Source organism: Allobranchiibius sp. CTAmp26, assembly GCF_017565405.1.
Lineage (GTDB): Bacteria > Actinomycetota > Actinomycetes > Actinomycetales > Dermatophilaceae > Allobranchiibius.
Genome location: NZ_JAGEKR010000016.1, coordinates 115237 through 138029, shown reverse-complemented (window position 1 = coordinate 138029; position 22793 = coordinate 115237). Strand labels below are relative to the sequence as shown.

Below are 22793 nucleotides of genomic sequence, written 5' to 3'. Positions count from 1 at the left end.
AAAATAGCCGTTCGGCTACTTTGTGAAAACTATCACAAGCTCCTGGTGCGCTTCCACCTCGGCAGCCATCGGGTGAGCGCGGCACTCAGCGCGACCAGCAGCACGAGTGCCGTGAGGGCCCACGTCGTGGAGACGTAGGTGAACATCAGGACGCCCAGCGCAAGCGACGCCGACCAGAGGTAGAGCAGGAGCACGGCACGGCGATGGGAGTGACCGATGTCGAGCATCTTGTGGTGCAGATGCCCGCGATCCGGCTTCCAGAACTTCAATCCGCGACGCCGTACCACGAGGATCACGTCGAGGACCGGCAGCGCGAGGATGGCGATCGGCAGGGCGATCGGCACCCAGAAGGCCGCCGACTGCGACCCCACCTGACTGGGCTGGATGTTGCCCGTGAACGAGATGGTCGACGCCGACAGGAGCAGACCGAGCAGCAGTGCGCCGGCGTCTCCCATGAAGAGCCGGGCCGGGAAGAAGTTGTGCGGCAGGAACCCCAGGCAGCACCCGGCGGTCACCGCGGAGACGAAGGCCGACGTACGGAAGACGCTGTCGGAGGCGTTCTGATACTGATGGGCGACCTGGTAGGCCCACAGGAAGAACGCGATCGCCGCGATGGCCACGAAGCCCGCGGCCAGGCCGTCGAGGCCGTCGGCGAAGTTCACCGCGTTGGTCGTCGCCAGCACGATGACGAAGGTGAGCAGGATCAGGATCGGCTGCGGCAGGATCGTCGAGGAGTCGCCGGTGGGCAGCGCGGACAGTTGCACGCCACCGAATGCCATCACGCCCGCGGCGATCATCTGACCGGCGAGCTTGGTCAGGGGGTCCAGCTCGCGGAAGTCGTCGACCGCGCCCACCGCGGTGATGAACGCCGCCGCGATCAGCGTCGCCACCACCTGATGATTCGCGCCTTGGAACAGCTGCGACATGTACCGCAGGCGGCTCGCGATGAGGACGGCCGCGGCGAACCCCAGCAGCATGCCGACCCCGCCGAGCCGCGGGATCGGCACGGAGTGCACGTCGCGCCCGCGCACGGGGGTGACAGCGCCGAACCGCACCGCCAACGCACGGATCGCCGGGGTCGTCAGATAGGTGACGACCCCGGCGACGACCGCGACGAGCAGGTATTCGCGCACTGGGAGGACGAGGGGTCGGGCGTGAGCCCTACGCCGGCCTCGGGTACGCCGGGAAGCGGCCCACGAGGTCGGTGACCTCGGCGCGTACGTCCTTGGCGACCGGGTGGTCGGGGTCACCGTCGGTCTGGGTGATGGCCCGGTGGATCAGGTCGGCGATCTGCACCATCTCGGGGGTGCCCATCCCCTGCGTCGTGACGCTGGGGCTGCCCACCCGGATGCCGGAGGCGACGTTCGGCTTCTGCGGGTCGAACGGGATCGCGTTCTTGTTGAGCACGATGCCCGCGGCGTCGGCCCGCTCCTCGGCCTGCGCGCCGGTCACCTGCACGCCCTGCAGGTCGTGCAGGGACAGGTGGGTGTCGGTGCCGCCGGTCGTCGGGCGGATGTCCTTCTCCCCCAGCGACGTCGCCAACTGCTGCGCGTTCTCGATGACCTGACGGGCGTACGCCGCGTACTCGGGTGTCGCGCACTCCTTGAAGTTGACGGCCTTGGCCGCGATGGTGTGCATCTGCGGGCCGCCCTGCATCATCGGGAAGATGGCCTTGTCCAGCTTCGCGGCGTGCTCGGCCTTGCAGACCAGCGCGCCCGACCGCGGACCGCGCAGCACCTTGTGCGTGGTGAAGGTGACCACGTCGGCGTACGGCACGGGCGAGGGGATCGCCTTGCCGGCGACCAGGCCGATGAAGTGCGCGGCGTCGACCCAGAAGATCGCGCCGATCTCGTCGGCCAGCTTGCGGAAGAACTCGAAGTCGATCAGCCGCGGGATGGCCGACCCGCCGGCGAGGATCACCTTGGGGCGGTGCTCCTTGGCGAGCGCCTCGACCTCGGCGTAGTCGATGTTCTCCGACTCCTTCTCCACGCCGTACCCGACCGCGTTGAACCACTTGCCGGAGAAGCTGACCTTGGTGCCGTGGGTGAGGTGCCCGCCCATCGGCAGCGACATGCCGAGGATGGTCTCGCCCGGCTTGAGGAACGCGCCGTAGACGGCCTGGTTCGCGCTCGCGCCGGAGTGCGCCTGCACGTTGGCGTGCTCGGCGTCGAAGAGGGCCTTGCACCGCTCGATCGCGAGGTTCTCGGCCTTGTCGACCTCCGAGCACCCGCCGTAGTAGCGGCGGCCGGGGTAGCCCTCGGCGTACTTGTTGGAGAGCGTCGAGCCGAGGGCGGTGAGCACCGCGGGGCTGGACATGTTCTCGCTGGCGATCAGCTGCAGGCCGCTGCGCAGCCGGTCCAGCTCGGACAGCAGCACCCCCGAGATCTCGGGATCGAACGCGGCGAGGGCATCGAAGTCGGAGCCGTAGAAGGGCGTGGGCGAAGCGGTCATCGGGTCACCTTAGGCGTCGGACGTGGGAGCGGAACGGGGTGCAGGGTGAGCGCCCTCGGGCAGGTCCGAGGACGGGTCGGGTACGTCGGTGGGCAGGGGTGCCCCGGACGGGAGAACGCCGTCCTGCGGCGGCTCGAACCCGGGCTCGGTGATCACCTCGGCGTCGTCCTCGACGCTGTCGGCGACGCCCTCAGGTGCGGTCTGCGAGAGGTCGACCGGCTCCCCGGAGGACCACGGGTCGTTCTCGGGAGCCTTCGAGAGGCTGACGCCGTCGCCGGTCGACGGCTCGATCAGTTCGACGCCGGCCAGCACCTCACGCAACGCCTCGGCGCTGACGGCACCGGCACGCAGCAGGACCGGGTCGGGCTTGGTGCAGTCCAGGATCGTGGAGGGCTCGTGTCCGCTGCGTTCGCCACCGTCGAGGTAGACCTCCACCGCCGGCCCGAGCGCGAACCCGGCCTCGGTGACCGTGGTGGCGGTCGGCTTCCCGGTCCGGTTCGCCGAGCTCACGGCCATCGGGCCCACTTGCTCCAGCAGCGCAAGGGCGACCTGGTCGTCCGGCATCCGCAGTCCCACGGTGCCGTTGTTGTCGCCGAGATCCCAGGCCAGCGAAGGCTGCGCGCGCAGGATGAGGGTGAGGCCACCGGGCCAGAACCGCTCCATCAGGCGCCGTGCGTACGACGGCACCGACATGGCGAGACCGTCGACGGTCGGGAGTCCGGGCACGAGGACCGGCGGCGGCATCTCACGGCCGCGACCCTTGGCATCGAGCAGCTTCTGCACCGCGGAGGGGTTGAACGCGTCGACCCCGATGCCGTAGACCGTGTCGGTCGGGAGGACGACGCACTCGCCCTGGTCGAGCGCTGCTTTCGCAGCGGCGAGACCGTCCTCCCTGGTCTGCGGAATCGCGCAGTCGAAGACGGGGCTCAACGAAGGACTCCTGCAGAGGCTGTCGGGGTAGGAGGCTCCAGGCTAATGGTCCGCACCGGCCAGAGCACACGCCTGCCACCGACCCGGATGCTCTGCGCAGCAGGTACTGCCCTCGACATGGGACCGCGCGGCGCCCTGGCGCACGCACGAAGACCTGCCGGTGGCTCGCCCGGGACCACGCGGCGCCCTCGCAGCTCACTCGGGCGCCCGGCACCGTCCGTACGACGTTCGTCAGCGGGCGACGTAGTCCGCGAGGTGCTCGCCGGTGAGGGTGGATCGGGCCCGGACGAGATCGGCCGGCGTGCCCTCGAAGACGACGCGGCCGCCGTCGTGACCGGCGCCGGGGCCCAGATCGACGATCCAGTCCGCATGCGCCATGACCGCCTGGTGGTGTTCGACCACGAGCACCGTCTTGCCGGAGTCGACGAGCCGGTCGAGCAGCGCGAGCAACCTCTCGACATCGGCCAGGTGCAGCCCGGCGGTCGGCTCGTCCAGGACGTAGACCCCACCCTTCTCGCCGAGATGGGTCGCCAGCTTCAGCCGTTGCCGCTCGCCGCCCGACAGGGTCGGCAGCGGCTGGCCGATGGTGAGGTAGCCGAGGCCGACGTCCACCAGCCGTCTGAGGATCGTGTGCGCGGCGGGGACTGCCGCATCGCCCTCGCCGAAGAACCGCTCGGCCTGCGTCACCGACATCGCCAGCACCTCGCTGATGTCGCGGCCGCCGAGCCGGTATTCGAGCACCGCTGTCAGGAAACGCCGGCCCTCGCACACCTCGCAGGTCGTGGCCACCCCGGCCATGATCGCCAGATCGGTGTAGATCACGCCGGCGCCCTTGCACGCGGGGCATGCACCGTCGGAGTTCGAGCTGAAGAGCGCGGCCTTCACGTCGTTGGCCTTCGCGAACGCCTTCCGGATCGGGTCCAGCAGGCCGGTGTACGTCGCCGGGTTGCTGCGCCGTGACCCCTTGATCGCGCTCTGGTCGATCGTGACGACCCCGTCCCGGCCCGCGAGCGACCCGTGCACGAGGGAGCTCTTGCCGGACCCGGCGACGCCGGTGAGGGCGACCAGCACTCCGAGCGGGATGTCCACGTCGACGCTCTGCAGGTTGTGCAGGTCGGCGCCCCGGATCTCCAGCGCACCCGTCGACGTACGCACCCCACTCTTGAGACGCGCGCGGTCCTGCAGGTGGCGACCGGTGAGGGTGTCGGCCGTGCGCAGCCCCGCGACGGAGCCCTCGAACCGGACCTCGCCGCCCGCCGTACCGGCTCCGGGACCGAGATCGACGACGTGGTCGGCGATCTGGATGGTCTCGGGTTTGTGCTCGACGACGAGCACGGTGTTGCCCTTGTCGCGCAGGCGCAGCAGCAGCTCGTTCATCCGCTGGATGTCGTGCGGGTGCAGCCCGATCGTGGGCTCGTCGAAGACGTAGGTGACGTCGGTCAAGGACGACCCGAGGTGGCGGACCATCTTCACCCGCTGCGCCTCCCCGCCGGACAGCGTCCCCGACGGACGGTCGAGGCTGAGGTAGCCGAGGCCGATCTCGACGAAGGAGTCCAGCGACTCCCCCAACGACTCGAGCAGGGGCGCCACCGACGGCTCCTCGAGACCCCGCAGCCACCCGGCGAGGTCGCTGATCTGCATCGCGGACGCCTCGGCGATGTTGAGGCCGCCGACCTTGCTGGCCAGGGCCTCCTTCGTGAGCCGGGTCCCGCCGCAGTCGGGACAGGTGGAGAAGGTGACCACTCGCTCGACGAACGCGCGGATGTGCGGCTGCAAGGTGTCGACGTCCTTGGACAGGAACGACCGCTGGATCTTCGGTATGACCCCCTCGTACGTCAGGTTGATCCCGTCCACCGTGATCCTGGTCGCCTCCTTGTACAGCAGCGCGTCCAGTTCCTTCCTGGTGAACTTCCTGATCGGCTTGTCGGGGTCGAAGAAGCCGCAGCCGCGGAAGATCCGGCCGTACCAGCCCTCCATGCTGTAGCCGGGGATGATGAGCGCGCCCTCGTTCAGCGAGCGATCCGCGTCGTAGAGCTGGGTCAGGTCGAAGTCGCTCACCGAGCCCCGGCCCTCGCAGCGGGGGCACATCCCACCGGTGATGCTGAAGCTGCGGCGTTCCTTGGTCTGGCGACCACCGCGCTCCATGGTCACCGCGCCGGCGCCGCTCATCGAGGCGACGTTGAAGGAGAACGCTTGGGGTGAGCCGACGTACGGCGTGCCGACGCGGCTGAAGAGCACCCGCAGCATCGCGTTGACGTCCGTGGCCGTGCCGACCGTGGACCGCGCATCGGCGCCCATCCGCTCCTGCCCCACGACGATCGCCGTGGTGAGGCCGTCGAGCACGTCGACGTCGGGCCGCGCCAGGGTAGGCATGAACCCGCGGACGAACGCGCTGTAGGTCTCGTTGATCAGCCGCTGGGAATCCGCGGCGATGGTGCCGAAGACGAGCGAGCTCTTGCCCGAACCCGACACCCCCGTGAAGACCGTCAGCCGACGCTTCGGGATCTCGACGCTGACGTCCTTCAGGTTGTTCACCCGGGCGCCCCGCACCGTGATCAGGTCGTGGCGGTCGGCGGCGTGGCCCCCGCTGCGACGACTCAACGGACCTCGTTCATGCGGATCAGGTTGCCGGACGGGTCGCGGAAGGCCGCGTCGCGCACGCCGTACGGCTGCTCGATCGGCTCCTGGACCACCTCGATGCCCGCGGCCTGAAGCCGGCCGAAGGTCTCGTCCAGGTTGGCAGTGGCCAACGTGATGATCGCGAACGTGCCCTTGGCCATCATCTCGGTGATGGTGCGACGTTCCTCGTCGGTCACGCCGGGATCGGCGCCGGGCGGGAAGAGCACGATGGACGTGCCGGGCTGGCCGGACGGTCCGACCGTGATCCAGTGCATCCCGTTGTAACCGACGTCGTTCCGCACCTCGAAACCGAGGACGTCGCGGTAGAAGGTCAGGGTCGCGGCCGGATCGGTCTGTGGCAGAAAGGCATTGTGAATAGTGATGTCCATGACGCTCACGCTAGATCGGGCGCGGTCATCCGCGCTTCTCGATTCCTGATCGGCCTGCTCACCTGTTTCACCACGCAGGACGGGATGCCCGGCATCCCCGACTCAGCCTCGCGCCGGTAGGCGCTGGGCGACACCCCGACCAACTCGGTGAAGCGGCTGCTGAAGGTCCCGAGCGAGGAGCACCCGACCGCGAAGCACACGTCGGTGACGCTGAGGTCGCCGCGCCGCAGCAGGGCCATCGCCCGCTCGATGCGCCGGGTCATCAGATAGGCGTACGGCGACTCGCCGTACGCCGCGCGAAACTCCCGGCTGAGGTGTCCCGCCGACATATGCACCCCGCGCGCGAGCGCCTCGACGTCCAGCGGCTGCGCGTACTCCCGATCCATCCGGTCACGGACCCGGCGCAACAGGGCAAGACCACGCAGGCGCGCCTGCGTGTCGGCGTCGGGGCTCGGGCTCACCTGCGCGATCGTGCCACGCCGACGGAGTGCGCGCGCCGCGGACGACGACTCACGGCCCCTGGTGCGACGACTCGCAGGTCGCGGCCAACTGGTCGATCGACTCCTGCAGGTACGCCGGCGGCCACGGCGGCATCCCGCCGAAATCGGCCCGGGTCTGCGCGGAGGTGTCGCTCCAGTCGTAGGTGAGCGTGACCCGGGTGCCCTCGCCCTCGGGCGCGAGGTCGTAGCGCCACTCCCAGCCGCCGAGGTGCAGGTCGCCGTCCCGGATGCCGCCGGGCCGCCAGGCGATGAACCGCGGCGGCTCGAACGCCGTGACCATGTTGTCGACGCGGTAGTCGCCGCCGACCCTGTCCAGGTACATGTTCATCGCGAAGACCTGCCCGGCATGCGTGATGGGGTCGGGTTGCACGGGTTCGCGGACCCACCTCCAGGGCGCGGGATCGGTGTCCTGGTGTCGGGTCGGGTGCGCCAGCACGTCGAAGATCTCCGCAGCTGGTGCCTCGACGAAACGGGTGACAGTCAGCTGTTCGGCGGTGCTGTCGGCCATGAGATCTCCTGTGCCAGAACGAATATCGAGCCGGAAAGCGCACCCTCCAGCTCGTCGAGCCGGCGCCGGGCGGCTGCGAGCGCCAATGTGCACACCGTATACATGACCGGTCCCGGGCACCAGAGCCAACCTGTCGCTGCGTGGCTAGGCTCGCAAGACGGGCGCGCCGGACCGGTGCACCCGCGATGACAGGAGGTCGTCATGACCGGGGATCAGAAGATCGCACCGCGGCAGGGGGTGCTGCGCCGCAAGCCGATCGTCAGCCAGGAGGAGGCCGGGGGCCTGGAGCGTTCGATCGGCCTCTGGCAGCTCACCGCCATCGGGATCGGCGCCATCATCGGAGCCGGCATCTTCTCCCTGGCAGGCACGGTCGCCAACGGCGTCGCCGGGCCGGCGGTCAGCATCTCCTTCATCATCGCCGGCATCGCCTCGGCGTGTGCGGCCCTCTCCTACGCCGAGTTCGGCGGCCTGATCCCGGCGGCCGGCTCGGCGTACACCTACGGGTACGCGGTGCTCGGCGAGCTGGTCGGCTGGCTGATCGGGTGGGACCTGCTGCTGGAGTACACGGCCATCGTGGCCGTCGTCGCCATCGGCATCTCCGGCTATTTCTCGTTCCTGCTGAACGACTTCGGCGCCCACCTGCCGACCTGGATGCTGGGTGCGCCCGGCACCGGGTCGGGTCACAAGGTCGACCTCTTCGCGATGATCCTGTGCCTGCTCATCGCCGTGCTGCTCAACCGCGGCATCCGCTCCAGCGCGCGGGCGGAGTCCGTGCTGGTCGTCGTGAAGGTGGCGATCGTCATCGCGGTGGTCGTCGTCGGCGCGTTCTACATCAAGGGCGGCAACCTGCACCCCTACTTCCCCTACGGCTTCGGCGGCGCGGTGACCGGTGCGGCCACGGTCTTCTTCGCGGTGTTCGGGTACGACGCGATGAGCACCGCCGCCGAGGAGTCCAAGGACGCCACGCGGATCCTGCCGAAGGCGATCATGCTCTCGCTCGCGATCTCGATGGTGCTCTACCTGCTCGCCTGCACCGTCCTCACGGGCATGCAGAAGTACGACAAGATCAGCACCACCAGCGGTTTCGCGACGGCGTTCCAATCCGTCGGCCTGGACCGGTTCGCCGATGTCGTCGCCATCGGAGCCATCATCGGCATCCTCACCGTGCTCTTCGGATTCATGCTCGGCGCCTCGCGGGTGTTCTTCGCGATCAGCCGCGACGGGTTGCTACCGGGCTGGTTCGCGAAGACCAACCGCTTCCACGCACCACACCGCCCGACCTGGATCATCGGTGTCGTGTCGGCCGCGATCGCCGGATTCGTCCCCATCGGCGACGCTGCCGAGCTGACGAACATCGGGATCCTGCTCGCGTTCATCGTGGTCTCGGCCGCGGTGATCGTCCTGCACTACCGCTCGCCCGAGCTGCCGCGCACCTTCAGGACACCGGGTATGCCGGTCACGCCGCTGATCGGGATCGCGTTCTCGATCTGGCTCATCAGCAAGCTGGAGCCGGTCACCTGGCTGCGGTTCGTCGTATGGGCGCTGCTCGGCATCGTCATCTACGCGGCGTACGGCTACCGGCACAGCAAGGTCGGCGAAGGTGTCGCCGTTCAGACCGACGAGGCCTGACCGGGCCCGTGCGCACCCGACGTACGTCGCCCGCTGTGCCGGGGTGGGGGTTTTTGCGTTGGTGGCCAGGGCTGCAGCCCTGGCCACAAACGCAAAACGTCAACGCCGTCCGCCGAAGCGTGACGCGTCAGCGGGACTTGCGCAGCTTGTTCACCACCGCTGCAGGACGCTGCATGGTGGTCGCACGGCCATGCAGCACGGTGATCAGCTGGGTGAAGGTCGAGTCCTGCTTGGCGGTCCGGTCGAAGGTGGTCAGCAGCATGACCGGCTTGATCCGCCGCGACGCGATCGCCTTCGCGTAGGTGAACTCGCGCAGCCCGTCCGGCCCGTGGATCCGCCCGAAGCCGGAATCTCCGACACCGCCGAAGGGCAGTGACGGGATGGCGGCGAAGGAGATGACGTCGTTCACGGCCGTCATACCGGAGCGCAGCCGCCGCGCGATCGCGGAGCCGTTGGCCTTGGAGAAGACGGTCGAGCCCAGGCCGTAGCGCGTGGCGTTCGCCAGCTCGACGGCCTCGTCCATGGAGGCGACCTTCTTCACGGTGACGGTCGGGCCGAAGGTCTCCTCGGTGTTGGCCGGGTTGTCCTCCGGTACGTCGACCAGCACGGTCGCTTGCACGAACCGGTCACCGACCGCACCCTCGCCACCGACCAGGGCGCGTCCGCCGGAGGCGAGCGCGCCGTCGATGTGCCCGCGGATCACGTCCAGCTGTTTGGGCATGGTGGCCGGACCGTAACTGGCCCCCGGTCCACCACCGGGGCGTACGTCCTTGGCCCGGGCGACCAGCGCGTCGACGAAGGAGTCGTAGACCCGCTCGTGCACGTAGACCCGTTCGACGCCGATGCAGGTCTGACCGGCGTTGGAGAATGCGCCCCATGCGGCGGCGTCGGCGGCCGCGGCGACGTCCGCGTCCTCGTCCACCAGCAGGGCGTCCTTCCCGCCGGCCTCGATGATCACCGGTGTGAGGGTCTGGGCACAGGCAGCCATGACCTTCTTGCCGGTCTCGGTCGAACCCGTGAACGCCAGTTTGTCGACGCCCGCGGTGCACAGAGCGGCACCGGTCTCGCCGAGGCCCGTCACGACCTGCAGCAGCGCACGGTCCGGCACGACCTCGCGCAGCGACGCGGCGAGCCACTCACCCACGCCGGGCGTGAGCTCACTGGGCTTGAAGACCACGCAGTTGCCGGCGGCGAGCGCGTAGGCGATGGAACCCATCGGGGTGAAGACCGGGTAGTTCCAGGGCCCGATCACGCCGATGACCCCGAGCGGACGGTGCTCGACGACCGCCGACTGGTTGGCCATCAGCAGCCCGGCGAAGGATTTGGTCGGACCGAGCACCTTGCGGGCGTGACCGGCTGCCCACGCCAGGTGCTCGACCGTCAGGCCGATCTCCAGCTGGGCGTCCGCGTGCGGTTTGCCGGTCTCGTCGTGTACGACGACCGCGAGCTCGGCCATCCGCCGCGCGATCACCCCACGCCACTTCCCGAGGATCTCCTTGCGGCCGTCGAAGCCCAGCTCGTCCCACCACGCGGCGTCGGCGCGCGCGCGCCGTACGGCCTCGCGAACGGTCGCCTCGTCGTCGATCGAGTGGACGCCGACCACATCGCCCGTCGCCGGGTTCAGCGATTCGAACGTGTGCGGGTCGTGCTCGGCGGTGTCGACCGCGGTGTCTGCCATGGCTGTGCTCATCGGTTCACTCCTGCGTCGGCGAGGTGCTGGGACGGATCCGAGATGCGACCGCGGAGCAGGTCCGCGGCGCGTTCGGCGATCATGATGGTCGGTGCGTTGGTGTTGCCGCGCGGCACCTCGGGCATGACCGAGGCGTCGATGACGCGCAGGCCGGTGAGCCCGTGCACCCGCAGCTCCGCGTCGACGACCGCGTCGGGATGTTCGCCCATCGCGCATGTGCCGACCGGGTGGTAGAGCGTCTGTGTCTCCCGGCGGATGTGCGCCTCGAGCTGCGCGGTGGTCGGCGCCGCCGAGGCGGGCATGAACGGTGTGTCCAGGTACGCCGCCAGCGGACCGGAGTTCGCGACGTCCAACAACCGCTCACACCCTGCGAGCATCGCGTCGAGGTCACTCTGGTCGTCGTAGTACGCCGGGTCGATGCTCGGGTGCCACGACGGGTCGGCCGAACGCAGCCGCAGGTGACCCCGGCTGGCCACATTGACCAGCGTTGCGCCGATCGACACCTTGCGCGAGCCGGATTCATGAGCGGCGTTGTCCCAGAACCCGGTCGGCGTGAAGTGCACCTGCAGGTCCGGCGCGGCCAGACCCTCACGACTGTGGAAGAACGCTCCGGCCTGGGCGATATTCGAGGTCAGCGGCCCGCGGCCGAGGACCTTGGCCTTGAGGACACCGGGAAGGGTGTTGAACTCCAGCAGGTCGGTGGTGCCCTTGGTCTCCCAGATCAGCGGCACGAACGGGTGGTCGTGCAGGTTGGCGCCCACTCCGGGCAGATCGTGCCGGACGTCGATCCCGGTCTCGCGCAGGTGCGCGCCAGGCCCGATCCCCGACAGCATCAGCAGCTGCGGTGAGTTGATCGCGCCGGCGCTCAGCAGCACCTCGGCGTCCGCGCGCGCCGTACGCCGCTCCCCCAGATGCTCGAACGTCACGCCGACCGCCCGATCCCCCTCGAGCTCGATGCGCTGCACCATCGCTCCGGTGACGACGTCCAGGTTGCGGCGGCTCCGAGCGGGCTCGAGGTACGCGCGTTCGGTGGACCAGCGACGCCCGTTGTGGCACGTCACCTGGTAGAACCCCGCGCCCTCCTGCCGGGCGCCGTTGAAGTCGTCGGTCGCGCCCATCCCGGACGCGACCGCGGAGGCGATCCATGCGTCGTTCAGCTCGTGGTCGTAGCGGCGGTCCTCGACGTGGAGCGGGCCGTCCTGCCCGTGGAACGGATCACCGAGACGCGAATTACGCTCTGCCCGCTTGAAGTACGGCAGTACGTCGTCGTATCCCCAGCCCACCGCGCCGTGCGCGTCACGCCAGGTGTCGTAGTCCAGCCGGTTGCCGCGGATGTAGATCATCGCGTTCATCGACGAACACCCGCCGAGGGCCTTCATCCGCGGCCAGTACGTCGTGCGCGCGTCCAACTGCTTCTGCCCGGTCGTGTGGTAGTTCCAGTCCCACCGGGTGCGGAAGAGCGACGGGAAACCCGCCGGGATGCTGATCTCGTCGGCGTCCGCCTCACCACCGGCCTCGATCAGCAGCACGGTGGTGCCCGGGTCCTCGGTGAGCCGGGCCGCGAGCACGCAACCCGCGCTTCCCCCGCCGATGACGACGTAGTCGTAGGTGTCGTTCATGGAGCCTCCACGATGACGACCGTACGGTGGCCTGCTCGCTACCGATCCGGTGTGATGGGGCTCACCTTACCCATCAGTAGCTCCGACCGATGCGCGATGGCGTCGACCGGCCCGTTGCGACCGCGCCCTTGATGACACCGCGGTCGGAGCGCACGTAGTGGTCGCCCACCGGGGACCAAACATGCGACGAGGCGACGACCACGGTCACTGGTTGAGCACGCCCCGGGTCGTCACGAGCACCTTCCAGGGGCCCCGTGGCACATTGCCCGCGTCGACGAACTTCCACGACAGCCGGTCGGTATCACCGTCCAGCTGCGTCATCCCCAGGCAGCCGTTGAGCGCGGGAGAGACGTCCATGCCCGCGCCGCCGTAGCGAGCGTTCACCGGCCTGGCGTTGTTGGCGCCGAACACGTACGCGGCATCGTTGTACTGCCCTGGGCCGGCGTCCTCGATCTGGCCGTAACAGACCCGCCCGGTAGCGCCGGTCATCCGTACCCACCTGTTCTTCATGTACGAGAAGTTCGGGTCGGTGCAATGGCCGGCGTATCCGGGGTCGGAGGCCCACGGGACGACCGCGCAGCGTCGCTTGAACGCCGCGGCGTCGTTCACATCGTCGAAGGGGAGATCGAGATAGAACGGGTTCTGCCGGGGCTTCATGTGACGCGGAAAGAAGGTGGGCGCCAAGCGCTTCTCGGTCGCGCATCGTCGCGACGACACGATCCCGTCACATCCCCCGTAATGCACCTCCCACGACGAGTCGTAGGTCGAGATCACCTGACTACCGTCCGCCGCGTTCGGGTCGAAGATCTCCCCCACCCAGAACGTCGTGGCCACGATCCCCGTGTGCACCGGATAGCGCCTGCTGGCCAGCGTCGGAGAGACCGGTCGACCACCACCCCCACCGGATCCCTGCCGAAGGCCGGGCTTCGGCAGGGATGTGGGGGGCGACGAGGTCGAGGACGTCGACGAAGCCGACGAGGTCGAGGACGTCGACGAAGCCGACGAGGTCGACGAGGTCGAGGGCGTCCGGCTCGTCCCGGCGCCGGCATTCTGAGACGGGGTGGTGCCCGAGACCGCCCAGATCAGGACGGCAGCCACGAGCGCGACCGGTAGCACCGCGCCCAGGAGGACGAGCCTTCTGGACAGGGCCGGAAACCGCAGCTTCATCGAACCGGCTCACCTCCGCGTACGTCGTGACGTTTCCTTGCCTATGTTCCGCCACTTCGCACCGAACCGGAACCCGTCAGACTCCGGCAAACGACGACGACTACCCGCGGCCCACCGGCCCCAGCTCCGGCACCGCGATCCGGTGTCCCGACTTCACCGTCCTGCCCCCCGGCAGCAGTGGCCGCAAGTGAGAGTGCGGGGCCTTGGCCACCGTGCGATTCGCCGCGACGAGCCCGGCGCCGAACACGCTCGCCGGATCCAGGAACGACGTGGGGTTGCTCAGCCCCGGGACGGCCGTAGCGGACTTGGCGGCAGCCGCGGTTCCCGGATCGACCAGGCTGTAGTCGTCGGTGTTCAGCGTGCCGTTGCTGATCAGAGCCAGCCCGAAGGTCATCGCCACGGCGTTCGCGGGCACCGGCGGTGTCGTGAAGGTGGCTTGGGTCCATGTCGACGCGGTGTTGAACCATGGGCTGGAGGTCCAGTAGTACCAAGCACCGGTGCTGTCGCGGTAGTACAGCGCGAACTGAGTGGTGCCGGTGGAGGTGTACCACGTGCTCAGGTTGTAGGTCTTACCAGGCACGACCGATGGTGAGCAGGTGCCCAGATCCAGCGTCGGGAGCAGCTTGGCATCCCCACTGGAGTAGTTGGAGAGGGTGAGCTGTTCGGCCGCCGTCCCCGTGTGCCCGGGGGTGCTCGCGGACCAGGCTGCGCTGTTCGAGCCCCACCCTCCGGGCTGGAAGCAGGTGGGGAACCCGGTGTTGGGATCGGTGGTCTCCAGCGAGGGGTTGCTGAGCGCGTTCACCCCGACCGGGGCCGGTGCGGGGTTGGGCACGGCCTGCGGGGTGACGTACGCCGGGTAGGCCGAGCCGAGGTATTTGCGGACCTCCTGGTCGACGGTGGCGACGCTGGTGTTGTTGGCGACGGTCTTGGCGTAGCTCGCCAGCCAGCTGGCGAAGGCGTTGAAGATGGTCGGGGTCGTCGACTGGTCCGCGGGACACGGGAGTGTTCCGGCCGCGGTGATGGGTGCGCAGATGTGATGGAAGGTGAGGACGAGCCAACCGCCCCCGTGCGAGACGGCGTTGGTGACCTCGCTCTTCATCTGGGCCAGCGTCCAGGTGGAATCGACCTGGTCGGGGACCTTCAGGTAGTACGGGTCGGCCGGGGGTGTCTGCTCGGCGTACTGGCATCCGGCGCAGTCTCCCGGGCTGACCACGTCGCCCAGACCGCGCGCGGTGTTGTACCCGCAGTTCTTGGCCATCGCCTCGACGGTCGGGTTCGCGTCCGCGAAGGGGTAGGCGAAATCGACGGGCTTGTAACCCCAGCTGTCCAGGGTGGCCCGGTCGTCGCAGATCTGTCGCTGCGCCTCCGCCGGGTTGATGTCGATGAGGTCGGGGTGGGTCACGGTGTGTCCGGCGATCTCGTTCCCGTCCGCGCTGATCGTCGAGAGGTTGGCGCGGGTCAGATACCCCTGGGCGCCGATCCACCCGTCGACCGTGTAGAAGGTGGCCGGCAGCCCGTTGGCCTTCAGCGTCTGCTCGGCGGCCATCTGGTCGGCGTTGGAGTCGTCGAACGTCAACGACACCACGGTGGGGGGCCTCGTCGCGGCACCGGCCGGGGAGGAGTTCACGGCCACCAGCGCGGAAAGACTCAGCGCCGTGCCGATCGCCATCGCCAACCCCCTCCTGACGCGGGTGCCGCGCGCGGTCTTTTCCTTCAACATGATTCTCCCGTTCCAATCACTGATGGCTTGCTCTGATGAACTCGCGCAATCGGGGTGGACCCGTGGCGTCGCCTCGTCTTCACGAGGGAGAGACCCCGGCGTCCTCTGGTGTTCGGGCAGAGGACCGCACGGTTCTCCGCGGAGGGCTCACCCACCGACCCGTGGACTGCTCGGTCCACGCTCTGGGCAGGGAGTAGAGCGCTATCGCCGCATCGGTCAGTTTCATCGCAACGAAGAACAGGCCGAGGAAGAGATATCGAGGACGCCGTTCGACGACGGCGGTGAAACATGACAACGCGTAGTCGGGCAGCAGAACGCCGACGACGAGCATCGTCACGCTGATGTGCGCGGACAGTCCGGAGTGCAGACTGCCCACGAGGGGCACCGACGACAACGGGTGCACCACGTCCGGTACGACGAGCAGGAGAAGCACCGGGACGAATAGCAGGTACAGCACGCTGCTGACGATCAGTTCCAGCAGGAGCAGCACGAGCGTCGCGTTGAACGCGCTCACCCGGAACCGATGCCGTCGGACCGTCTGCCACAGGCCGAGGGCCCACCGTTTGGTCTGACGGACGTAGGCCAGGTATTGGTCCGGGTCCTGGGTGTAGGCGCGCGCACCCGGGTGGAAGGCGATCCGCCCGAGTTTCTTCGCGTGCAACTCGAACGTCATGTTGAAGTCCTCGATCACCAGGCCTTCGGGGTTGATGTCGATCTGTCGAAGGACCCGGGTCCGGTAGATGCTCGCGAACCCCGGCACGATGTGTGTCGCACTGACTCCCCGCCACGTCTGGCCGTACTTCAGGAGCAGTTGAGTGAGGACGTAGACCCGCTGCCGGTGCGCCACGAGCACCGAGCCGACGAAACCCGTCTTGCGCTGCCAGCGCGTGTGGGCGCAGCCGGCGACGGCCGCGACCCGCGGGTCGTCGAGCAGCGGAAGCGCCACGTCGAAGTAGCACGGGTCCAGCTGGGTGTCCGCGTCCAGGATCATGACGGCCTGGTAGGCGTCGAGCAGCCCGAAGTGTTCAATCCCGTAGCGCAGGGCGTTGGCCTTCCCGATGTTCGTCACCGTCTCGCCGACCGTCGCGCCCTGGTCGCGGCAGATGTCCACCGTGCGGTCAGAGGACGCGTCGGACATGACGTAGACGTTGTCCAACGGGATCAGCCGGGACAACGCGGCCAGCGATGCCCCGATCACGAGCTCCTCGTTGTGTGCGGCGATCAGGATGGCCACGTCGTCGCAGGTCAGGAGGCCGGACCGTTTGACCATGCGCGGGCGAACGATCTCCACCTCCGCCCGACCCTGGTGCCACACCAGGCGGGGCAGGCGTCTGCGGCCCATCCCCCGCAGGGCCTCGTCGCCGAGACGCAGCGCGCCGACGAGGCCCCACAGGCTGAAGTTCAGGCCGATCACCAGGACCGCGGTGAGATACACGATCATGTACGCCCACCAGCCGTCGCCGAGGCCGAGCCGCTCGGCCCGAGCTGCTTCCATATCAGGTCGTCCTCGTTCCCGACGAGCCACAGGTAGACCCCGCCCACCCGCATGCTTCTGGCCAGGGCGATCTTGGCGCTGGAGCTGTAGGCGTTCTCGAACCACACGGTGTGCCGTCGACCCGTGGCCGAGGTGTAGGTGAACCACGGGCTCTGGAACTGGTTGTCCCAGTGCACGACGGCCTTGTGTCTCCGCGAGAGCTCGAAGGCCTGCACCCAGCTCACGAGTTGGCCGCTGGTCCCGACCCAGTCGTACCCGTAGGTCGGCACCCCGAGAATGATCTTGCCGCGCGGAATCTGGGTGACGGCGTACCGCAGCACCGAGCCGACCCAGTCCACCGGCGCCACCGGACCGGCCGCCGAGGAGCTCCAGTGCCAGTCGTAGGCCATGATCCGGATCTGGTCGGCCGCGGCGCCCAGCGCGGCGTAGTCCTGGGCGACGTTGCGCTGGTCGTAACCGCGGTTCGTGGTCTTGGCGAAGACATCGACCGCCAGCTTCTTGTGCTTCGCGTGCAACGCCGTGGCCAACTGCTGGATGAAGGCGGTGAACGCCGCGCGGTCCTGGGCGAGCATCTCCTCGTAGTCGATGTCGACGCCGTCGAAGCCATGCTGGGAAGCGAGGTCGACCAACGCCTTCACGTGGCGGGCACGCAGGCCGGGGTCGTCGATGATCCGTGCCACGCGCTCACGGCTCCACGATCCCGCCCACGCGTTGGAGACCGTCGGCATCAGCGGGATACCCGCCTTCTCGAGCCGTGCGAGGGCATCGCTCACCCGGCCGGTCGACGTCACCGGGGTCTGAGAGATCACGCCGCCCCGGTCGTCGACGGCATAGATCCACGGCGATGCTCCCGTGACCACCCGCTGGTGGGCGACCAGAGCCTGGCTGCCGGCCGCGAGATTCCAGTACGGCACCGTCACCGACTCCTGGAACGCGGGCGCGCGCGAGCCGACGTGCCACGGCCGGTAGCCGCCGAACAGGACGGTGGCGGCCGTCGTGGCGACCACGACGACCGCGACGACGGCGACCCGGTACTGCGAACGGGCTGCCCGGCGCCCGCGTCGATCGTCCGACGAGTCGCGTCGGGTGCCCGGGCCCGCGCTCTCGCGTGGTAGGACCCCGGGCAGCGAGAGGCGCTCGTCAGTGGCCGCGTGTTCGTGCGGCACCAGTCGCTCCCCTCATCTCAGCCGGCGATCGACTGGTCGGCTGAGAGACCGACCTGATCGAACTGGTCGTCGATGACCGCCTCGATGCTGTCGTCCAAGGAGTGGGTGGGAGTGAACCCGATGAGGTCGTGCAACCTGGAGCAGTCCGGCACGCGCCGTTCCATGTCCTCGTAGCCCGGCCCGTACGCCTCGAGATACGGCAGGTGCACGATGGGGCTGGCCGACCCGGTCTTGGCGATGATCCGCTCGGCCAGTTCGTTGATCGACACCTGCTCGGGATTGCCGATGTTGAAGACCTGACCGATCGCGGCGTCGGTCTCGATGAGGGTGGCCAGCGCCGGCACGACATCGCCCACGTGGCCGAAGCAGCGGCTCTGGTTCCCCGTGCCGTAGACGGTGAGAGGCTCACCGGCCAGAGCCTGTTTCACCAGACGCGGCAGGACCATCCCGTAGCGGCCGGACTGGCGCGGACCCACGGTGTTGAACATCCGGACCATGACTGCAGCGAGTCCGAGGTGCACGACGTACTGGTGGGTGAACGCCTCGTCGAGCGCCTTGGCCTCGGCGTAGGACCATCGGCTCTTGAGCGGTGAGCCGATGATGCGATCCGCGTCCTCGTGCAGACCGATCGCGGTGTTCTTGCCGTAGACCTCGCTCGTGGACGTGAGCAGGAACCGGGCGCCGTGGCGGTGGGCGGCGTCCAGCACGGTCTCCGTGCCGTGCAGGTTGACCCGCATGCTGTCGAGGGTCTTGGTCTGGATCGTGAACACCCCGACCGCCGCTGCGAGGTGGAACACGGTGTCGACCTGCGCGACCATCTCGTCGACCAGTGCGGCGTCCGTGATCGACCCCTCGACCATGCTCACGCGAGCGCCGTTCGGGCCGTCCAGCGCGTCCGAGAGGTTGCTCAGCTGACCGGTGCTCAGGTCGTCGAGCACGGTCACCTCGTGCCCCTGGGCAATGAGGTGGTCGGTCAGATGCGAACCGACGAAACCAGCCCCTCCGGTGATCAGAGCCTTCATCGTTCGTCTCCATCGTCTCGTACGCGACATTCATGTCTCGTAGGTGAAAAGCGGCAACCGTGACGGATCACGGGTCATTCCTCAGACCAGCGCGGCGCGCGCGACTTCGGAGAGGCGGTAGGTGGAATCCAGCACCAGCGGTTGGTCCACGAGCCACCGAAGGTCCATCTCCGGGTGCCGGGTGTGGACGATGACGAGATCCCAGCGCTCGTCCTGCGGGTTCTCGCAGTGCTCGAGCTGTTCGCCGTCGAGCATGAGAGATGGGACGTAGGGATCGCAGAACGAGACGTTCGCGTTGTGCGCCTGCAGGTCCCTGAGGATCTCCAGAGCGGGCGATTCGCGAAGGTCGGCGACGCCGGGTTTGTAGGCGACCCCCAGCACGAGGATCCGCGCGTCGTGCAGAGGCTTGCGCTGCTGCGACAGGACCTGTTCTGCTCGTGCCACCACCCGCCGCGGCCGAAGGGCGATCGCCGTCATGGCGGCGTCGATGAGCGGCGCGGAGCGGCGCCGCCCGCGCAGCTGCCACAGCAGGTAGTGCGGATCGCAGGGGATGCAGTGTCCCCCGACGCCGGGCCCGGGGAAGAACGCCGTGAAGCCGTACGGCTTGGTCGCGGCCGCATTGATCACCTCGGACACCGACAGCGCGAATTCACCCGCCACATCGGCGAACTCGTTGGCCAGCGCGATGTTCACCGCACGGAACGTGTTCTCGACCAGCTTGGTCATCTCGGCGGCCTCGGGCGAGGTCAGCCGATGCATCGTCGGGCTCGTCAGTTCGAGCACCTGCGCTGCGCTCTCCGTGCAGCTCGGCGTCATCCCTCCGACGACCCGGGGGGTGTTCTCCGGTACGTGGTCCGCCACCCCGGGGTCGATCCGCTCCGGCGAGAAGGCGACATGGATGTCCCTGCCCGCGATGAGCCCGCGGTAGCTCAACGGCTCGCTCAACAGTTCCCGCGTCGCTCCGATGTGGGTCGTCGAGGTCAGGATGATCGTCTGTCCGCTGCGGGCAGCCCCGACGACCGCGGCGCACGCGCCCCGCAACGCATCGAGATCGGGTGTGAGGTTCTCGGTCACCGGTGTGGGCACGCAGATGAGCACCGCATCGGCCGAGGACAGCCGGGCGAAGTCGTCGCAGAGGAACCACCGCGGGTGGCCCGTGGTGCGCTGCAAGCGGCCCAGATCCCTGCTGAGGAGATCGACGTCGCCTCGCCGGATGTTGTCCAGTCGCTGGCTGGAGATGTCGATGCCGATGACCTCGGCGCCCGCGTCGAGAAGGGAGAGAGCAGTGGGAAGGCCGACGTATCCGAGCCCCACGACGGCGACCGACTGATACGAACGTGCCGGACCTCGATCGACGCCGGCCGGCGCGGGGTCGACAGTCTCCAGCAATGCGTTTCTCGCCAGAGCGATTTCGGGCGCTGATTGGAGTTGAGTCACATCATCCTCCTGAAAATGACGTGTTGCATCACCACACCGGGTCTACAAGGTGCGGGGAATCGCAAGATGGGGTACGGAGATGGGGGCCGAGGCAACGGGGGACGCCGACCGGTTGCTCGCCTTGTCGCACGCGGCCTCTCACGACCGCGCACCACAATCAGGCACCTCGCCCTGCGCACGCGGCGACACCCATGCGTCACCGAGAGCACGGGATGGCTCAGAGCCGTGGCGTCTCGCCGATCATTCCCTCCCGATCGATACCCCTCGGGCGAGAACGACCCGAACGTATACCTGACGTCAAGTAGAGGTATGTGAATGGTAAGGATTTGGTCAATTTTTCCATCAACGCAGCGGTCGTAGCGCGCGGTCGAACCTCATGGTATAAGTCATACCGTCCAGATGAGGACGACTCTCAGGAGCGCACTATCAGGACCGCACGAGGGAGACCGGTGAGATCCCGATGGTCACCGACCTCGCGCCATACGTCTTGCGCCCGGAGCCGCGCAGGCAGCGAATCCCCTTGTGTCGAGGCGTGTTCCATCACCATCACGCCACCGGGCCGAAGCAGCTGCGCCGCTCGCGCCGCCACCTGGAGGGGGATTCGCAGCCCGTCGTCGCTGCCGCCGTAGAGCGCGAGCGCCGGATCATGATCGCGCACCTCGGCATCGACCGGCACCATGCCGACCGGGATGTACGGCGGATTGCTGAGCACGACGTCCGCACCCCCTTCGAGCTCCGGGAACGCCGTCAGCGCGTCCGCACAACGGATCTGTACGTCGAGTCCGAGGCGGTCCCGGTTGGCCTGCGCCCAGGCGCACGCGTCCGGTGACAGCTCCGCCGCGTACACCTGAGCAGCCGGGTGCTCGTCCTTCACTGCGAGGGCCAGCGCGCCGGAGCCCGTGCACAGGTCGACCACGACCGGGGCGGCGAGCGCCTCCAGGGTGGGAGCGACCAGATCGACGAGCATCTCGGTCTCCGGCCGGGGCACGAACACCCCCGGGCCGACCGCCAGATCGAGGTGCCGGAACGCCGCCCGGCCCGTCAGATGCTGCAGGGGCACCCTCGACGCACGCTCGCCGATTAGCGCCGAGAACCGCCGCAGCACGGCGTCGTCCGGCATCCGCCCCAGCACCTCGGCGCGACGCACGTCGGCGACGTCCGTGGACCAGGCGTGCGCGAGCAGCGCGATCGCGTCGGTATCCGGCGACCCGACGCCGGCGTGCGACAACCGCAGCGAGGCGTCACGCAGCAACAGGCGCAGCTCGTTCATCAGTCGCGGTCGGCGACCGCTGCCATCCGCGCGGACTCGTCGGCCTCGACCGCCGAGGCGACCACCGCGCCGAGGTCACCGTCGAGCACGGCGTCCAGGTTGTAGGACTTGTACCCGGTGCGGTGGTCCGCGATCCGGTTCTCCGGGAAGTTGTAGGTGCGGATCCGCTCGCTGCGGTCGACGGTGCGGACCTGGCTCTTGCGCGCGGCCGAGGCCTCGGCGTCCCGCTCGTCCTGGCGGATCTGGCGCAGCCGGGCCTTGAGCACCCGCAACGCCGACTCCTTGTTCTGCAGCTGGCTCTTCTCGTTCTGGCAGGACACGACCACGCCGGTCGGCAGGTGGGTGATGCGGACGGCGGAGTCGGTGGTGTTGACGCTCTGCCCGCCCGGGCCGGAGCTGCGGTAGACGTCGATCTTCAGGTCGTTCGGACCGAACTCGATCTCGTCGTCGTCACCGTCATCCAGGTCGGGCATCACCAGGACGCCCGCCGCCGAGGTGTGGATCCGCCCCTGGCTCTCGGTGACCGGGACGCGCTGCACGCGGTGCACGCCGCCCTCGTACTTCAGCAGCGCCCACGGTGCGGTGCCCGGGTCCATGGTGCCCTTGGCGCGCACCTGCAGCCGGGCGTCCTTGAAGCCGCCGAGGTCGGATTCGGTGGCGTCGACCAGCTCCGCCCGCCATCCGGCGCGCTCGGCGTATCGCAGGTACATCCGCACCAGGTCCCCGGCGAACAGCGCCGACTCCTCGCCGCCCTCGCCGGCCTTGACCTCGAGGATCACGTCGCGGTCGTCGTCCTCGTCGCGCGGCAGCAGCAGCTTGCGCAGGGTGTCCTGGGCAGCGTCGAAGCGCTCCTGCAGGGACGGCAGCTCGGCCGCGAACGACGCGTCCTCCTGCGCCAGCTCACGCGCTGCGCCGAGATCGTCGCCGGCCGCGAGCCAGGCCCGGTACGCCGCGACGGTCGGTGCCAGTGCCGCGTACCTCTTGTTGAGCTTGCGCATGGCCGTCGGATCGGCGTGGATCGCGGGGTCGGCCAACCGGGCCTCGAGGTCGGCGTACTCCTGTGCGACGGCGGCTGCGGATTCCAGCACGGCGACTCCTTGGGACGGTCGGGTCGGGACTCTTCGGGACACAAACAACGCGCCGGCCCCACCCGTGCGGGTGGAGCCGGCGCGTCGGAGGAG

18 protein-coding genes are annotated in these 22793 nt (G+C 68.7%); 1 reads left to right on the top strand and 17 read right to left on the bottom strand.

The features are described 5' to 3' along the window. Window positions 1-32: 32 nt before the first annotated feature. The 7 genes from J4030_RS12175 to J4030_RS12145 all read right to left on the bottom strand — a co-directional run bounded on the left by J4030_RS12175 (window position 33) and on the right by J4030_RS12145 (window position 7397). The gene (locus J4030_RS12175; RefSeq protein WP_208049492.1) at window positions 33-1133 is read right to left on the bottom strand and encodes a glycosyltransferase family 4 protein; all 1101 of its coding nucleotides are present in this window, start codon (window positions 1131-1133) and stop codon (window positions 33-35) included. A gap of 28 nt (window positions 1134-1161) precedes the next feature. Then, window positions 1162-2451 (bottom strand): serine hydroxymethyltransferase, encoded by a 1290-nt coding sequence (glyA, locus tag J4030_RS12170; protein WP_208049491.1) that lies wholly within the window; start codon window positions 2449-2451, stop codon window positions 1162-1164. A gap of 9 nt (window positions 2452-2460) precedes the next feature. After that, window positions 2461-3381, bottom strand: a complete 921-nt coding sequence (locus tag J4030_RS12165) for an L-threonylcarbamoyladenylate synthase (protein WP_208049490.1) — start codon at window positions 3379-3381, stop codon at window positions 2461-2463. A gap of 231 nt (window positions 3382-3612) precedes the next feature. Next, on the bottom strand, window positions 3613-5982 hold the full coding sequence (locus tag J4030_RS12160; protein WP_208049489.1) for an excinuclease ABC subunit UvrA: 2370 nt from the start codon (window positions 5980-5982) through the stop codon (window positions 3613-3615). After that, window positions 5979-6389: a VOC family protein gene (locus tag J4030_RS12155; protein WP_208049488.1), complete on the bottom strand. Its 411-nt coding sequence runs from the start codon at window positions 6387-6389 to the stop codon at window positions 5979-5981. Before J4030_RS12155 ends, J4030_RS12160 begins: the two co-directional genes overlap by 4 nt. 5 nt (window positions 6390-6394) lie before the next feature. Continuing rightward, the gene (locus J4030_RS12150; RefSeq protein WP_307864676.1) at window positions 6395-6850 is read right to left on the bottom strand and encodes a helix-turn-helix transcriptional regulator; all 456 of its coding nucleotides are present in this window, start codon (window positions 6848-6850) and stop codon (window positions 6395-6397) included. A gap of 49 nt (window positions 6851-6899) precedes the next feature. Then, the gene (locus tag J4030_RS12145) at window positions 6900-7397 is read right to left on the bottom strand and encodes an SRPBCC family protein (RefSeq protein WP_208049487.1); all 498 of its coding nucleotides are present in this window, start codon (window positions 7395-7397) and stop codon (window positions 6900-6902) included. A gap of 201 nt (window positions 7398-7598) precedes the next feature. On the opposite strand from J4030_RS12145, the gene J4030_RS12140 reads away from it, so the two are divergent. Beyond that, a complete protein-coding gene (locus tag J4030_RS12140; RefSeq protein WP_208049486.1) occupies window positions 7599-9026 on the top strand; it encodes an amino acid permease in 1428 nt (475 codons plus the stop codon). A 127-nt stretch (window positions 9027-9153) separates the two neighbouring features. Here the strand turns inward: J4030_RS12140 and J4030_RS12135 are convergent, their stop codons facing one another. The 10 genes from J4030_RS12135 to prfA all read right to left on the bottom strand — a co-directional run bounded on the left by J4030_RS12135 (window position 9154) and on the right by prfA (window position 22700). Beyond that, complete coding sequence (locus tag J4030_RS12135) at window positions 9154-10716, bottom strand: aldehyde dehydrogenase family protein (protein ID WP_243763263.1); 1563 nt, start codon at window positions 10714-10716, stop codon at window positions 9154-9156. After that, window positions 10713-12335 carry a GMC family oxidoreductase gene (locus J4030_RS12130; protein ID WP_208049485.1) on the bottom strand — a complete coding sequence of 541 codons (1623 nt, stop codon included), beginning with the start codon at window positions 12333-12335 and terminating at the stop codon, window positions 10713-10715. The genes J4030_RS12135 and J4030_RS12130 overlap by 4 nt, the downstream gene beginning before the upstream one ends. 204 nt (window positions 12336-12539) lie before the next feature. Next, window positions 12540-13169, bottom strand: coding sequence for a hypothetical protein (locus tag J4030_RS12125; RefSeq protein WP_243763262.1), 630 nt, complete (start codon window positions 13167-13169; stop codon window positions 12540-12542). 433 nt (window positions 13170-13602) lie between these two features. Beyond that, on the bottom strand, window positions 13603-15171 hold the full coding sequence (locus J4030_RS12120; protein ID WP_208049483.1) for a polysaccharide deacetylase family protein: 1569 nt from the start codon (window positions 15169-15171) through the stop codon (window positions 13603-13605). A 130-nt stretch (window positions 15172-15301) separates the two neighbouring features. Further along, the gene (locus J4030_RS12115; RefSeq protein ID WP_208049482.1) at window positions 15302-16717 is read right to left on the bottom strand and encodes a glycosyltransferase family 2 protein; all 1416 of its coding nucleotides are present in this window, start codon (window positions 16715-16717) and stop codon (window positions 15302-15304) included. Beyond that, entirely contained in the window at window positions 16660-17883 is a 1224-nt protein-coding gene (locus J4030_RS18545) for a glycosyl hydrolase family 18 protein (protein WP_208049481.1), read from the bottom strand. Before J4030_RS18545 ends, J4030_RS12115 begins: the two co-directional genes overlap by 58 nt. Window positions 17884-17900: 17 nt before the next feature. Further along, window positions 17901-18905, bottom strand: coding sequence for an NAD(P)-dependent oxidoreductase (locus J4030_RS12105; protein ID WP_243763261.1), 1005 nt, complete (start codon window positions 18903-18905; stop codon window positions 17901-17903). An 81-nt stretch (window positions 18906-18986) separates the two neighbouring features. Next, a complete protein-coding gene (locus J4030_RS12100; RefSeq protein ID WP_307864675.1) occupies window positions 18987-20219 on the bottom strand; it encodes a nucleotide sugar dehydrogenase in 1233 nt (410 codons plus the stop codon). A gap of 535 nt (window positions 20220-20754) precedes the next feature. Then, on the bottom strand, window positions 20755-21612 hold the full coding sequence (gene prmC / locus J4030_RS12095; protein WP_208049479.1) for a peptide chain release factor N(5)-glutamine methyltransferase: 858 nt from the start codon (window positions 21610-21612) through the stop codon (window positions 20755-20757). Further along, window positions 21612-22700 (bottom strand): peptide chain release factor 1, encoded by a 1089-nt coding sequence (gene prfA, locus J4030_RS12090; RefSeq protein WP_208049478.1) that lies wholly within the window; start codon window positions 22698-22700, stop codon window positions 21612-21614. Before prfA ends, prmC begins: the two co-directional genes overlap by 1 nt. Window positions 22701-22793: the final 93 nt, after the last annotated feature.